The following is a 15,284-nucleotide window of genomic DNA, read 5'->3' on the forward strand; positions in this document are numbered from 1 at the left end:
CAAAAGTTAGTCACTTAATAAAGTCTTGCGAACTAGGTTAAAGGCATGCATAACCGCGATGTGACGTACATCTGCTCGACTTCTGCCTCCAATATTAACTTTGATGACCTCAGTTCCTTGCTCCTGTGCCAATCCTATAAAGACTGTCCCAGCTGGATGCCCCTCTAAGCTATCTGGCCCTGCCACACCCGTCAAACTGACTCCGTACTCAGACTGAGTCTTGAGTCGTGCCTGCTCTGCCATTTTTCGAGCCGTAAACTCAGAAACGACTCCGTACTCTTTCAGCTCTTGCTCGGAAATATCCAGCATCTTAGACTTTTCTTCTAGACTGTAGGTAACAAACCCTCCATTAAAGATAGCTGAAACACCTGAAAAGTCTGCTAAAGTAGCCTGAAAGAGACCTGCCGTCAAGCTTTCTGCCGCAGTAATGCTTTTCTGTCTCTTCTTTAGCTCTTCTACAACGACACTTGCGAGACTGGTTTCTTCCCCATATCCATAACAGATGTCTCGCAGAGAAATTCCCTCAAAAGTCTGACGATCCAAGATTTGATTTTCTAGGATATCCAGCACTCGATCAGCCTTTTCTTGACTGACTGCTTTTGTGGACAAGCGCAAGGTCACTTCTCCCGTCTTGGCATACGGCGCCAAGGTCGGATCTGTTTGATGGTCAATCAAATCCGCCAAAATGGTCACCAACTGACTCTCCCCAATTCCAAAGAAACGGAGCACTCGTGAATAGAGCTTAGTACCAGTCATTAACTTGGGTAAGAGCTGATTTAAGACCATGGGTTTCAACTCACTTGGCGGTCCTGGAAGGACTACGTAGGTCACGCCATCTACTTCCGACACCCCTCCTACTGCTAAACCAGTCTCATTTGGTAGTGGGGTCGCCCCTTCTACAATTTGGGCTTGCCGCTCATTATTTGGTGTTCGCGCATAGTCTGGCCTTTGGGCAAAAAAGATATCTAGTTTTTCCTGCGCTTGAGGATTAAACTCTAGATTTTTTCCCAAAAATTTAGCCAGAGTTTGTTTGGTCAAATCATCCTTGGTTGGTCCCAAGCCCCCTGTCAAAATCACAAGATTACTACGTTGACTCGCAATCTCAAGCAAGGACAAAAGACGAGCTTCATTGTCTCCGACAGCTGTTTGAAAATAAACATCTACCCCGATTTCGGCTAACTTCTCTGATAAAAACTGAGCATTGGTATTGACGATCTGCCCTGTTAAAATTTCTGTTCCGACAGCAATAATTTCTGCTTTCATTTTTCCTCCTATTTATCTATTCGAATTTTTTTGAAAAAATCGCAGGAAATTTCCCACGATTTGATTCTTTGTTTTATTCTACCTCTTCGTTTGAAACACTAGTACTGGTTGAAGGCGCTGTCCGACCAAAGGCTGTTTCGTACAGTACCGCATTGGTTTCCAATTCTGTCACTGGCGCTTTACCCAGTGAACTACGCAAGAGATTTTGCATTTCGAGCATATGTTCTGAAGTGACAATCTGATAAGAAATCCCTTGTAGCTCAGCATCTTCTCCGCGCAATTGATGCGTCTCAATATTTTTGAAAGAATCTTGATAGCCGAGCAATTGTGGAATGCTCTTAGCTGATAAGTCCACATTGGTCTGCATGTTATCACTCAAAGCTTTGAGGATACCTTGATAATGGCTCACACTGTTTAGGCTCAAAACCTTCTCAACGATTTTTTGAATGACTTCACGTTGACGCTTTTGACGGCCGTAGTCTCCTTCAGGGTCTTGGTAACGCATCCGTGAATACACCAAGGCTTCCTCACCATTCAAGTTTTGTTCCCCAACACCAATGGAAATCTTATTAAACTCTTCTTGGTCAGTGATAGAAATTGGAAAACCAAGTGTATTGTTGACGGTGATCCCACCAACTGCATCCACCAATTGTTGAAGGCCTTGCATGTTGACCATTACATAGCGGTCAATGTGGATATTCATCATCTTTTGAATAGTAGAAATTGCAAGTTCCGCACCACCATTAGCATAGGCCGCATTGAGTTTGGCTTCCTGAACTTGGCCATTTTCATTCTCGATCTTAGTCAAAATATCCCGTTCCAAACTCATCATAGTGGTTTTCTTTGTTTTGGGATTAACCGTCAGGAGTATCATAGAATCACTATTCCCTGCCCACGGATCTGTACGTTCCGAATTTCCCGTATCTACCCCCATCAAGAGGATAGTCAGTGGCTCCGTCGCTTCGATAACGTTGGTTTCTTCCCCGATTTTTTTGTAAGTCTTTTTACTTAGGGTTTCTGTTCCCTGTTGGTAGATGGTATAGCCATAAACCGCTACACCTAAAACTGTTACTGCTAGGAAACCTAGAACCATTCCAATTAATTTTTTAATCATCTTGTTATTCATCTATCAATTTGCCCATCAGACAAACATCTAAAAATATCCCTTCTGCTAAATAGGCTCCTCTTTCTTGCAAGCCTTCTATGATAAATCCCATTTTTGAATAGAGGTGGATAGCAGCCTCATTTCGTTTTTGTACACTAAGTTGCAAACGGCGCAAGACACCACTGGCTTTAGCCCACTCGATGCCTTCTTCTAGAAGTATAGTCGCCAAGCCTTGGTTCCAAAATTTCTTGCGAACTGCTAGAAAAACATCTCCAATATGCCGAACTCTTAAATGTTGATCCGCTGTGATATTTAAGATACCTGCAATCTCATCATTCAGTAAGGCGAGAAGAGTAATTTGATTCTCCGATGCAGCTTGTTTTTCGATAAAAAGAGCCATTTCAGACGCTGTCATCATGATACCATTTTCATCTAGGCTAGTGAGGTCTGTCTCTTGACCGACACAATCTAAAAATGCAATCAAAGCTGTAGCATCTGAAGTCTCTGCCTCACGAATGCACAACTCATACTCCATCATGAAGCTCCTTGATGAGTTGTTCAGCCCGAGGGCCATGAGCCGTAAAATGAAGACAACGACCCTCTGCTTCTTTCAAAATTTCCAATTCCAAATAGGAATCTGGTAAATCCTCACCCAAAAGATGCCCCCACTCAATAACAGTCACACCGCCACCAAAGAGAAACTCATCCAAGTCAATAGAATCAGCGTCTCCTTCGATACGGTAGACATCCAAGTGGTAAAGTAGCAGACGCCCTTCATACTCTCTCACGATAGTATAAGTTGGACTTTTAATCATCTGACGGATATCCAAACCCTTGGCAAGGCCTTTTGTAAAGGTTGTTTTACCCGCACCCAACTCTCCCGTCAAGATCAGAACATCGTCTTTTTGAAGCAAATGACCTAATCTTTCTCCGAGAGCTCGAAGCTCTTCTTCATTTTTTGTGTACATGTTACTATTATACCAAAAAGTTTTCTTTTGTGTGAATTTTCTTTATAGACTTACTATGCTAAATTTATAGTTCTCCTTGCCTTCCTCAGAAAAAGGTAAAAATACAAATAACAAATAAAACATCGCGAATCACATGTCCGTAAAATGAAATTTCCCTTTGCACGGATTTTGGAAAGAGGAAACGCGCACATAAAAAACCGAGACCGATATAAAGGAGAATGGAGGAGATCGTTACGGGATTTCTCAAGAAAATAATCGTGCCTAAAACGGAAATCACAACCGTTCTCTTCTTGTTGAGATGGTTGTCCATATCCCGAATATATTTATCAAAAGGTAAGAAAATCCATAGATCTACTCCCAGCAAGAAAAAGAAGGACGGCAGAAAGAGGTCAACAAGATCCTGCTGCAATTTGCTAGTGGTTTGGATGCTTTCTGTGAGAACCAGACAGGTTGCCAGAAGATTGACTACTAAAAGAAGGCTATAAACAAGGCTTACTTTCTTTTGAACACGCAAAATACTATGACTTTTCTGACCCAAGGTATGGAAGTAATTAATCCCAGCACAAAAGCCAGAAACTCCCACTATGAGAATTAAAAAATAGACATTTCCTTCTCTTAAGGATAAAAATGATTCCTTCCACAATAAACAACTTCCAAATAAAATTTGAGCGACAGCTAATAATAATAAAACACGAATTGATTTCATCATTTCCTTTTCTTCCTCCGTATAAGAAATTATACTCTGACAGGATTAGAAAATGATAAATGACTTCCAAAATGTCACATTAGGACGCTGAACGGTACAAAAAACAGTTCCGTCATTCACAGAACTGTTCTCTTCTAATCTAATCCTTAAACCAGAGGGCGATTTCTCGTTTAGCTGACTCTTCTGAATCTGACCCATGTACGACGTTTTGAATGGCTTGATTTTCTCCTGCCGCCTTAGCAAAATCCCCCCGGATGGTCCCCGGAAGAGCCTCTTCTGGACGAGTAGCCCCCATCATGTCACGCCAGCTTTCAATTACCTTGGGACCTGAAATGATTCCCACAATTATTGGACCTGAGGTCATAAATTGGCGGATAGGAAGATAAAAACTTTTTCCAACTAAGTCGCGATAATGTTGGTCAATCAAATCTTCTGAAACTGTTGAACGTAACTCTAATTTTTCGAGTTTGAAACCACGTCGCTCAATTCTTTTCAAAACCTCGCCAACTAGACCTCTCTTCACACCATCTGGCTTAATGATAAAGAATGTTTGTTCCATATAAATCCCCTTGTCATTTTAGTTCTTCTATTCTACCACACTTTATGAAAAAGTTGGAAAATTTTCTGAAATTAGCAAGCTCTATCATTTCTAAAGTAGGTAAATCTTAATATTCAAATTGCCTGAAGAAGCCTGCCGATAATAAGAGCCTTAACGTTAAGTTTCATCCATAACCTAACACAAAACTTGAAGAACTTTGACAACTTTAAAACTAGAATTCTCATTGCTTTGAATATCAAAAAGAGAGAACCAATCTGATTCTCTCTCGTGCTTAGTTATATGTCATCCACTACAATTGACAAAGAACCTATCATCTCTGCCTTTTTATTCTTCTTTTCAACTATAAACTTATAAAACTTATTCAAGTAAGTTAGCTTAATGACCTCTAAGCACTATCCTTTACAGTAGTGTTGTTCTTCCTTACTTCTACTATCCTTGATTCTTACGTCTATATCCCATTAGCATCAGTAATACTCCTGAGGCTAACATTATCCATGCATATTGGGATACGTTACTTGCATCTCCCGTTTTAGGCAATATCTTGTTATTACTTGTACTTGGTACTTCTGGTTTATTAGATTCTGGATCATTTGGTGTAGAAGGTTTTGTTGGAGTCTTTTCCTTATTGGTAATCGTGAAGCCTTCTTTCACGCTTCCCTCATAACGGACACCATACCATTTGCCTGCAAGCTGAATGTTGTTTGAAATTTCGCCAACTTCTTTGACGGTGTACTGATGGGCTTCTCCACCCAAAGTCGCGGATACTGGTAATTGCTCAAAGGTGGCTGTCCAGTTATTATCTGACGTCAGCTCTTGTAACTGACCTGTGCCCACGCCGTCTTTGTAGAGTTCTACTTTGACACTATCTACAGGCGCAGATACATCGTTACCAGCTGAATCTTCCCATTCTTTTGTGACCGTGATCGCTCGGGTTGGTGGGATCATTGGAGCCCACGGAGTCTTTTCCTTATTGGTAATGGTGAAGCCTTCTTTCATGCTTCCTGCGTAACCGACTCCATACCACTTGCCTGTCACTTGAATGTTGTTTAAGATTTCGCCAACTTCTTTGACGGTGTACTGATGAGCTTCGCCACCAAGGGTCGCAGAGACTGGCTGTTGCTCAAAGCTGGCTGTCCAGTTGTTGGCTTTGGTCAACTCTTGTACTTGACCAGTTGCCACGCCGTCTTTATAGAGTTCGACTGTGACACTGTCTACAGGCGCGTCGATCTTGTTGCCATCTGACCCTTGCCACTCTTTTGTGACCGTGATCGCTCGGGTTGGAATTTCCATTGGTGCCCATATTAAAGACCAAATTGCATATAACTCTACATCTTTATCAATTGTTCCTGTCTTAAATGTATCTCCCTTTGAATACATAGTGCCTTTACCGTCAGCTTGTGTATTCCATCCCTTGAAGAGATATCCAGATCGTTTCATCGTACCTGCATCTAAGACCGTTACCTTATCAGTATCGGCATCATTTCCATTTTCTGTAATGGATGGATAGTATTCGTTATTATCCTTTGGTGCTTCTCCAGTTACATCAGCGTGATTTTTATTATAATTTACCTTTCCATAAACAATAATATCGTACTCCGCTTTTACGGTATCTTCAGGTATTGCCTGATCGCTACTAGCTAATGTGTTTGTTGTTGTAACTTCAGCTTTAATTTTTCCCGTAGATTTTCCTCTTATTTTACCACCACCATCAACATCAGCCACATCATTTGCAACTCAATATATTTTAATTCAGGAGATACAGTAGGATGATCACTTGTTGCAACAGCTTTTGCCGCTCCTTCTTCTGACTCTTCTCCAACATGTATCTTAACAGGCTCTGTTTTTATCTTGGGTACTCTTATAAGTCCGCAACCTATAATTTCAAGAGGTTTTTCTTTTACTAATTCAGGTAATTCAGCTGTTATATAGCTTGTTCTATCAAAGTCAGAATTTTTTGTTTCTTCCATCTCAGAGTGATTGGCTTTCAATGTTAGTTTAGTTTCGCCATCTGGCATCGTAACTTTTACCCATTGACCAGCCTCATTTATAAAACTCTTTAATTCATATTTTCCATTTTCATCTGTAGTTGAACTATGAATCAAAGTATTAGCAGGAATTAACTTGTTATTAATAGTCATATCATGATTAGGAGAATATAGTTCAAGTTTAACACCTTTTGCTTTTGTTTCCCCCTCATCAAGTTTTCCATTTTCATTTTTATCCCACCATACATCTGATGAAATAACTGCATAATTCCCATAAATATATTTTGCAGGATTTATATATCCACTCGTTTTAACTCCTGTATAATCAGTCGTTTCAAAACTTCCACCAATATATGCTTCAAGTTCATCCGTTGTCGTTTTCGCATGAGTTTTAAGCGGTAACTTAATATTGACCTGACTGCCTTTAGGAAGTTCTCCCAAATCAAGTTTAACATGAGTTACTTGTTCCCAATCTGTTACATCCGCTGCAGAAATAAATGTATTTCCACCATCTATACTATAACTAAACTCTTGTTTTCCTGGACGACTATCTCCCATAACTGCAACTTCACCGGTCAAATACATATCCACTTGGGTTTTCGGTGTTTGAACAGTTTCGTTTTGCTGAGTATATGATATGGATTTATCTTTTTTAGGAATTTCAATAATAGCCTTAAAATCCTTAAATCCATCTGAGTCTGGTGCTTGAACGAAGAAATCTCCTCGTAAATTATCTCTTTCATCCGGATAGAAAGTCTGTGTAGGGAATTTACTTCCCGCTGTTCCATAGACGATATTATCATATTTTCCGGGGAATAAATTTGAACCTACGGCAGTATTCTTAGCTACAACTACTTGTACCTTGCTTAAATCTATTCCAAATAATTTCTTTTCTTTGGTAGCATCAAGAGCATTTGCTGCATTTTCTGATAATTGGAATAAATCTCCTTCAATCTTTGCATGGCTATAATATTCATTTTTACTTCCATCCAGCTTCGTTTCAAGTGGACTCATATCATAATAAACCATTCCATAAGGATAATGTTCATTTTCTCCCGGAGATGTAACACTTGTGTATCTAAAACTCTTCAGTGCAATGACAACTGGATCTTCCATAAATTTAAGTACACTATCATTGTAGTAATAATAGTAAGAAAAAGCTTTATTCTTAGTAATTTCTCTAAATTGTCTATTTAAAGCTTGTATGCCCGCTTCTGTAATAGACATTTTAATCCATACTCTACCATCAGCATCTGTAACTTGTTTAATAATAACATTGCCAGATGCATTATCAAATCCTAAAAACTTACACTTATCTACATCTGCAGCAAATTGTTTATCTTTTATTTCTACATAAGCGGATTCAGGAATTCCATAAGGCATCTTACCCGCTTCGGGCATGTCTGAGTTCATAGCATAAGCGTAAGCTTTTGTATTAAATTTAACCTTTTGAGTACTTGTTCCTGATTGAGAAATAGAATTATTTGTATCATTACCTGAAGGCTCAATCACATTATCGGCAGTCTTATTTGTAACGATGTAAGTTCTAGTAAGAATACCATAACGTTGCGGTAGTTTTATACTATTCCATGTTCTACCACCAAAGTCTTGCCCTTTTCCTGCATCATGAATATGATTTCCATCGCTACAACTTTCATTATAATATTTGCCTTCTAAATTTTGAACAAAGTAATTTGGACCATACCATGCACCTTTTTCCTTTTCTATAGTTAATGGATTGCCTTTAAAATCAGTATTTCTAAGTTCATATTCAATATTGGAAAATAATACTGCTTCTCCTGTTTCTTTATCGGCAAATGGCTCAATATTATATACTCCATCATAAGTTAAAACTATACTTGATAAATGTTCAATATCCCTATTAATTCCAAGGTCTATTTTTGTTCCATCTTCAATATTTCCAATATTATATACTTTTTCTGTACCCTCTATTCCAAGTACATTATCCGCAGTTTTATAAATAATTTTCCAACCACTTAAGGATTTATTTGCTGTAAATTTCCCAGTCAAAAGTCCAGTTTTGTCAGCCTTAGAATCAAGTCCTTTGAGATTCAAAGTTCCCACTGTCAAATCAATTCTTGGATTTTTCGTTACAGGAGAAAATTCTTTCTTCGTTCCATAATCAAAGAACAATTTCCAAGTATCATAAAAAGTTCCATTCTCCGCTTGATTTGGATATAATACATTTTCCTTTAATCTATCACCAGTACTCTCAGCTTTCAAAGGTGTACATTTCTTTTGAGTTACAGTTGTCCAGAAGAAATCATCCTTTGCTTTTCCACTCACATTATTAACAGGACTTTTCACAGCTTTATTAGCTTCATAATCAAAATTATCATTTGCATCCGCAGTTGGATCAGTAGATTTTGCAGAATATTTTATCTGCAAATGTCCTGTAGCTGTAGGTGTAACATAAATATCAAATTTACTTTGAGCAAATGACTGTCTTCTAACATTTTCCTTATAGTTACCAGCAAAATGTGTACTTGCATTAAAAGTATCATTGTTTAAGTACTCCCAATGAACTTCAACTTTAGTTACTCTTCCACCAGAAGTGTCAAATTTAACTTCAGGAAAATTATGGACTTTATTTGCTAAATGAACAGGTGAATTTACATCTGCTGTGTGTTCATTACCATCTGCTGTAGTATAAACTACTTTTGCTACTTTATAAGAATCTGTATTCCATGTTTGAGCAGTTCCTTTCCATGCAGTAGGTTGAATTTCTTCAGGAAATTCATAAGTTTCAACTGTTGCACCAGTTTTATTCTTTGGAAAATACTCATTCCATTCTCCATTGGCATCTTTTAGAATATAATATTCATTACTTAAACGTGTATAGCCAACATCAGAATACTTTGCATCTGCAGAAACTGCATTTGCAGTATAAAATCCTCCAGCATTTTTATAAAGTTGATATCCAGGTCCAGCAAAACTATGAATTTCATATCCATCGACAGTATTAGCTTTCATAGTTTTAATCTTTACGCCTTGTCCATCAGCGCTGATAACAACTTCCTTTTTGCCGTCTGTTCCATTTGGAGTTTCAAAAACAAATTCAGGTGTTGTAGCTTCATATAAAGTATCTGAACCAATATTGTCGATTCCATCAGGAACTTGCCAAATAGGTGAAAATCCCTTTGTAAATGCATCGTTCCATTTGTGGTCACTTCCATTATTATAGAGAGGTTTCCTTGGTGTTATGAGATAGTAATTTCCCTTACCATCACCATCATTTTTCATTTCACTGACCTTGGCATAATAAGCAAGATCTAAATCATATAAACCATTTCTGATTTGTAATTTTTGTAAAATGAAATTTCCTTCAACACTTCCATTTTTCGGAACATAAACCTTGATATGTTTTAAACTCATTAGAGGAGTATCCGCGTCATGAATTGTTCCTTGCTTATAATAATAGTAATCTTTGTTACCAGTAAATGGACCACTTGCAGGATCTGTATCATAAAATCTTATGAATCCAGAATTCGCAATCTTCGCCAGACTACTTGCATTTAGATGACGATTTCCTGTTACTGTAGTTTTAGGATCGTCATAATTTGTTGGTGACATTCTCCATTTATATTCTGATGAATTTCCTGTACTATTAATCGGTGTGTTATTTTCTCCTTCACAGGCAGTAACATTCAGTTTTGTTTCAAGTTTTCCTTCAGCAATCCACTTTTTACATTCTTCATCTGTTAAACTACGTCTATTAAAGGCGATATTAAATACCAAACTTGAACCTCCGCCCAAAGATCGAAGGAAATTATCATTGATATCATAGATAATTTTTGTAACTTTATCATAATTAGTTTGTGCTGCTGAATCTAATGGTATTACATTCCCCCTTGCATCAAGCAATGTAATTTTTTCAAACTGAACTCCTTCAATTCCGGGATTCGCTAATTTAAATCCGTAAGTTGGTAAATCGACAACAATTTTTTGATCTCCAAACTCATTACTCCCATCATCTTTTGTACGGAAAAAAGGAGTATAGTTTATGGTAAACAATGTATCCGTCATAGTTGCCAAATTATATGGATTTACTGATGTTCCATCTCCATTTGATGTATCTTTAATCTTATGATTGTCATCATATACCATAAGTTTACCATTATCCATTGGAGCTCCGGGATTCAAAGAAACTGATTTCGTTAAAGATTGATTAAATTTAGGCTTAGTTGTTTCTTCTTTAACTTCTGACTCATCCTCTTTTGTTTCATCTTTAGTTTCCTGCTTATCTTTTTGTTCTTCAGGAGCTATCTTTTCTTCAGCTTCCTTATCAGTTTTTTTAGAATCTGTTTTATTGTCCTGTTTATCTGCTTGATCCTCAGGAGCTATCTTTTCTTTAGTTTCATTACCAGTTTTTTTGACATCTGTCATTGTATCTTTAGCTAATACTCCTTCTGCAAAAACAACAGTGTTCGGAACAATTATCCCAAACAGCATTATAAAAACTAAGAATAAAGCCGTTAATTTTTGTAGTGTTTTCGTATTATCCATCAATTTCATCCACTCCAATCTATATTAGAATATCTGATATTCCAATATTGAAAATAAAAAATTATTTTTAGATAGTAATTAAATGCCTATAAATATAGCATATCTATAGCAGTTTAAGCATTGAATATTATACCAAGAACAGTTTGAAAAATCTACCTTTTTCATTCATTTTAGCTCTATAATATTTGTAGTGGATAACATCTCCTCAGATATTATGGAGCTTTTTAAACACAGACAAAAAGTAGCAGAAAAACTATAATGAAAGCACCACAGAATTGCTCGAAATAAAATTGGAGGTGACCAACACGCTCGTCAAGAACATGAGACGTCATGCATTCGATTTTTGAAACTTTAAAAACATTAAAACTAAAATTCTTGTCGCTTTCAACATTACAAAAGAAAGAACCAATATGATTCTCTCTCGTGCTTAGTTATATGTTGCCCACTACAGTTGAAAAAGAGGCCAAACAAAAGAGAACCCGAAGGTTCTCTTATTTACTTTTATTCTACAGTTTCTTCAGATTGGATTTCCACAGTTTCATCTACTGGAGCAAGTTCTGTCTTTTCTTGTTCAGGAGCCAGATATTCTGCGTCATTGATTGCCTGTGGTTCAAGATTACGGTAGCGAGCCATACCAGTACCTGCTGGGATGATCTTACCAATAATAACATTTTCCTTGAGTCCAAGGAGATGGTCTTTCTTACCACGGATGGCCGCATCTGTAAGGACACGAGTTGTTTCCTGGAAGGAAGCCGCTGACAAGAAACTGTTTGTTTCAAGTGAGGCTTTGGTAATTCCCATAAGAACTGGGCGACCAGTCGCTGGAACCCCACCTGCGATAAGGACATCTTTATTAGCATCTGTAAAATCGTTAATGTCTAAAAGGGTACCCATGAGAAGATCTGTATCACCTGGATCCATGACACGGACTTTACGGATCATTTGACGAACCATAACCTCGATGTGTTTGTCACCGATTTCTACCCCTTGACTACGGTAAACTTTTTGGACTTCACCGAGAAGGTAAGTTTCAACTGACAAGACATCACGAACAGCAAGGAGATGTTTTGGTTGGATAGAACCCTCTGTCAATGCTGCACCACGAGAAACTTGGTCTCCAACTTCAACACGCATACGTGCTGTAAATGGAACGACGTATTCACCTTCGCCAGTTTCACCCTTAACAAAGACTTTCTTCGTACGAGTTGACGCGTCTTCTTCAATGGCGGTAACTTGTCCCTTGACCTCTGTGATGACCGCTTCCCCTTTTGGATTGCGGGCTTCAAAGATTTCTTGGACACGAGGAAGACCTTGAGTGATATCGGTATTTGAGGCAACTCCACCCGTGTGGAAGGTACGCATTGTAAGTTGTGTACCAGGTTCCCCGATAGATTGGGCAGCGATTGTACCAACTGCTTCACCAACTTCAACCGCATCACCAGTCGCCAAGTTGATACCGTAACAGTGACGGCAGACACCATGACGAGTGTTACATGTAAATACGGAACGGATAGTCACTTCTTCCACACCAGCATTGACAATCTCGCGCGCCTTGTCTTCTGTAATCAACTCATTTGGACCAATGATAACTTCGCCAGTTTCTGGGTGTTTAACAGTTTTCTTAGTGTAACGACCATTGAGACGTTCTTCGAGAGACTCGATCATCTCTTTTCCTTCTGCGATAGAGCGGATCAAGAGACCACGGTCTGTTCCACAGTCGTCCTCACGGATGATAACGTCTTGGGCGACGTCAACCAAACGACGAGTCAAGTAACCTGAGTCGGCTGTCTTAAGGGCCGTATCGGTCATACCTTTACGGGCACCGTGAGTTGAGAAGAACATTTCGAGTACTGACAAACCTTCGCGGAAGTTTGAAAGGATTGGCAATTCCATGATACGTCCGTTCGGAGCGGCCATCAGACCACGCATACCGGCAAGTTGTGAGAAGTTCGAGATGTTACCACGGGCTCCTGAGTCCATCATCATAACGATTGGGTTCTTCGGATCTTGATTATCAACCAAGCGTTTTTCCAATTTCTCACGAGCTGCACGCCATTCAGCTGTAACGGCATTGTAACGTTCATCATCAGTGATCAAACCACGACGGAACTGTTTTGTGATTTGTTCTACACGCTTATGAGATTCTTCGATGATTTCAGCCTTGTCTTCAACCACTGGGATATCAGCAATCCCCACTGTCAATCCAGCAAGTGTTGAATGATGGTAGCCTAAGTCTTTCAATCGGTCCAAGAATGCGGAAGTTTCTGTTGTACGGAAACGTTTGAAAATCTCAGCGATGATATTTCCAAGGTTTTTCTTCTTGAATGGAGGATTGAGTTCAAGGTTGCGAATGGCTTCCTTGATATCGCCACCTAGTGGCAAGAAGTACTTAGCTGGGAGCCCTTCTGTCAAGTTCGCATTATTTGGTTCTTGCAAGTAAGGTAGACCCTCTGGCATGATGTCGTTGAAGAGGATTTTACCAACTGTTGTAAGCAAGACCTTGTGTTTTTGCTCTTCTGTCCATGGTTTATTGAGGCTGTCTGTCGCGATACCAACACGTGAGTGGAGGTGAACATAGCCATTGCGGTAAGCCATGACAGCTTCGTCACGGTCTTTGAAGACCATTCCTTCACCTTCACGACCAGCTTCTTCCATCGTCAAGTAGTAGTTACCCAAAACCATGTCCTGAGATGGGGTAACAACTGGTTTACCATCTTTCGGGTTCAAGATGTGCTCAGCAGCGAGCATGAGGATACGAGCTTCTGCTTGAGCCTCTTCTGAAAGCGGTACGTGGATGGCCATTTGGTCCCCGTCAAAGTCGGCATTGTAGGCTTCACAGACAAGCGGGTGCAAACGAAGGGCCTTACCATCGATCAAGACTGGCTCGAAGGCTTGGATACCCAAACGGTGAAGGGTCGGTGCGCGGTTCAAAAGGACTGGGTGTTCTTTGATTACTTCTTCGAGGATATCCCAGATACGTTCATCTCCACGTTCTACCAAGCGTTTAGCCGCTTTAACGTTTTGCACGATGTCACGGGCAACGATTTCACGCATCACAAATGGTTTAAAGAGCTCGATCGCCATTTCGCGTGGCACACCACATTGGTACATCTTAAGAGTTGGACCAACAGCGATAACGGAACGTCCTGAGAAGTCAACACGTTTACCGAGCAAGTTTTGACGGAAGCGTCCTTGTTTACCTTTGAGCATGTGGCTCAATGATTTGAGTGGACGGCTACCTGGTCCTGTGATTGGACGACCACGACGACCATTGTCAATCAAAGCGTCAACCGCTTCTTGAAGCATACGCTTCTCATTTTGAACGATGATACCAGGTGCATTCAACTCAAGCAAACGAGCCAAACGGTTGTTACGGTTGATAACACGGCGGTAAAGGTCGTTCAAGTCAGATGAGGCAAAACGGCCACCATCCAACTGCAACATTGGACGGAGATCTGGTGGAATAACTGGGAGGATGTTAAGAACCATCCATTCAGGTTTGTTCCCAGACTTGTAAAAGGCATCCAAAACATCCAAACGACGGATAGCTTTGACACGTTTTTGTCCAGTAGCTGTTTTCAACTCTTCTTTGAGTTCAGCAATTTCTTTTTCAAGATCTACTTGTTTCAAAAGGTCTTGAATGGCTTCGGCACCCATCTTGGCAACGAATGATCCATAGCCATACTCACGCAAGCGCTCACGGTATTCGCGCTCTGTCATGATAGACTTGTGCTCAAGTGGTGTATCCTTAGGATCAATCACCACATAAGCCGCAAAGTAGATAACTTCCTCGAGGGCACGAGGGCTCATATCAAGGGTCAAGCCCATACGGCTTGGAATCCCCTTGAAATACCAGATGTGAGATACAGGAGCTTTCAACTCGATGTGCCCCATACGCTCACGACGAACTTTTGTACGCGTTACTTCAACCCCACAACGGTCACAAACAATCCCTCTGTAACGAATGCGTTTGTACTTACCACAAGCACATTCCCAGTCTTTTGTAGGACCAAAGATGACTTCGTCAAAGAGTCCTTCACGTTCTGGTTTCAACGTACGGTAATTGATTGTTTCAGGTTTTTTGACTTCTCCATAAGACCATGAACGGACTTTGCTTGGAGAAGCTAGGGTGATTTGCATACTTTTAAAACGATTTACATCAACCACTATT

At 39.7% G+C, this 15,284-nt stretch carries 9 protein-coding genes and 1 pseudogene; 1 reads left to right on the forward strand and 9 read right to left on the reverse strand.

Translation table 11 applies throughout. From position 1 onward, the window contains the following. Window positions 1–6: 6 nt before the first annotated feature. From B7725_RS09630 to B7725_RS10040, 8 genes are all read right to left on the reverse strand, one after another. Window positions 7–1,263, reverse strand: a complete 1,257-nt coding sequence (locus tag B7725_RS09630; protein WP_084875936.1) for a competence/damage-inducible protein A — start codon at window positions 1,261–1,263, stop codon at window positions 7–9. Between the two features lie 73 nt (window positions 1,264–1,336). After that, entirely contained in the window at window positions 1,337–2,377 is a 1,041-nt protein-coding gene (gene lytR / locus B7725_RS09635; RefSeq protein ID WP_084875969.1) for a glycopolymer--peptidoglycan transferase LytR, read from the reverse strand. A 4-nt stretch (window positions 2,378–2,381) separates the two neighbouring features. Continuing rightward, entirely contained in the window at window positions 2,382–2,903 is a 522-nt protein-coding gene (locus tag B7725_RS09640; protein WP_000455522.1) for a GNAT family N-acetyltransferase, read from the reverse strand. Continuing rightward, the gene (gene tsaE, locus B7725_RS09645) at window positions 2,893–3,336 is read right to left on the reverse strand and encodes a tRNA (adenosine(37)-N6)-threonylcarbamoyltransferase complex ATPase subunit type 1 TsaE (protein WP_084875938.1); all 444 of its coding nucleotides are present in this window, start codon (window positions 3,334–3,336) and stop codon (window positions 2,893–2,895) included. The genes B7725_RS09640 and tsaE overlap by 11 nt, the downstream gene beginning before the upstream one ends. A gap of 85 nt (window positions 3,337–3,421) precedes the next feature. Beyond that, window positions 3,422–4,045, reverse strand: a complete 624-nt coding sequence (locus tag B7725_RS09650) for a hypothetical protein (RefSeq protein ID WP_007520749.1) — start codon at window positions 4,043–4,045, stop codon at window positions 3,422–3,424. 136 nt (window positions 4,046–4,181) lie between these two features. Beyond that, the gene (gene ndk / locus B7725_RS09655; protein WP_033585778.1) at window positions 4,182–4,601 is read right to left on the reverse strand and encodes a nucleoside-diphosphate kinase; all 420 of its coding nucleotides are present in this window, start codon (window positions 4,599–4,601) and stop codon (window positions 4,182–4,184) included. Window positions 4,602–5,030: 429 nt separating this feature from the next. Further along, complete coding sequence (locus tag B7725_RS10035) at window positions 5,031–6,038, reverse strand: Cna B-type domain-containing protein (protein ID WP_205012940.1); 1,008 nt, start codon at window positions 6,036–6,038, stop codon at window positions 5,031–5,033. A gap of 254 nt (window positions 6,039–6,292) precedes the next feature. Further along, a complete protein-coding gene (locus tag B7725_RS10040) occupies window positions 6,293–11,113 on the reverse strand; it encodes an SdrD B-like domain-containing protein (protein WP_205012941.1) in 4,821 nt (1,606 codons plus the stop codon). Window positions 11,114–11,400: 287 nt separating this feature from the next. Here B7725_RS10040 and B7725_RS10170 point away from each other — a divergent pair. Next, window positions 11,401–11,544: pseudogene (locus B7725_RS10170) on the forward strand (ISL3 family transposase); the annotation flags it as partial. A 70-nt stretch (window positions 11,545–11,614) separates the two neighbouring features. On the opposite strand, the gene rpoC reads toward B7725_RS10170, so the two are convergent. Beyond that, complete coding sequence (gene rpoC / locus B7725_RS09670) at window positions 11,615–15,280, reverse strand: DNA-directed RNA polymerase subunit beta' (protein WP_000228781.1); 3,666 nt, start codon at window positions 15,278–15,280, stop codon at window positions 11,615–11,617. Between the last annotated feature and the right edge of the window lie 4 nt (window positions 15,281–15,284).

This window comes from Streptococcus oralis subsp. tigurinus (genome assembly GCF_002096275.1).
GTDB classification, from domain to species: Bacteria; Bacillota; Bacilli; order Lactobacillales; family Streptococcaceae; genus Streptococcus; species Streptococcus oralis_CN.

Bases quoted from the DNA above. Each gene is read 5' to 3' on its own strand.
- B7725_RS09630 (WP_084875936.1), bottom strand. From the start codon at position 1,263: ATGAAAGCAGAAATTATTGCTGTCGGAACAGAAATTTTAACAGGGCAG.
- lytR (WP_084875969.1), bottom strand. From the start codon at position 2,377: ATGATTAAAAAATTAATTGGAATGGTTCTAGGTTTCCTAGCAGTAACA.
- B7725_RS09640 (WP_000455522.1), bottom strand. From the start codon at position 2,903: ATGGAGTATGAGTTGTGCATTCGTGAGGCAGAGACTTCAGATGCTACA.
- tsaE (WP_084875938.1), bottom strand. From the start codon at position 3,336: ATGTACACAAAAAATGAAGAAGAGCTTCGAGCTCTCGGAGAAAGATTA.
- B7725_RS09650 (WP_007520749.1), bottom strand. From the start codon at position 4,045: ATGATGAAATCAATTCGTGTTTTATTATTATTAGCTGTCGCTCAAATT.
- ndk (WP_033585778.1), bottom strand. From the start codon at position 4,601: ATGGAACAAACATTCTTTATCATTAAGCCAGATGGTGTGAAGAGAGGT.
- B7725_RS10035 (WP_205012940.1), bottom strand. From the start codon at position 6,038: ATGAAACGATCTGGATATCTCTTCAAGGGATGGAATACACAAGCTGAC.
- B7725_RS10040 (WP_205012941.1), bottom strand. From the start codon at position 11,113: ATGGATAATACGAAAACACTACAAAAATTAACGGCTTTATTCTTAGTT.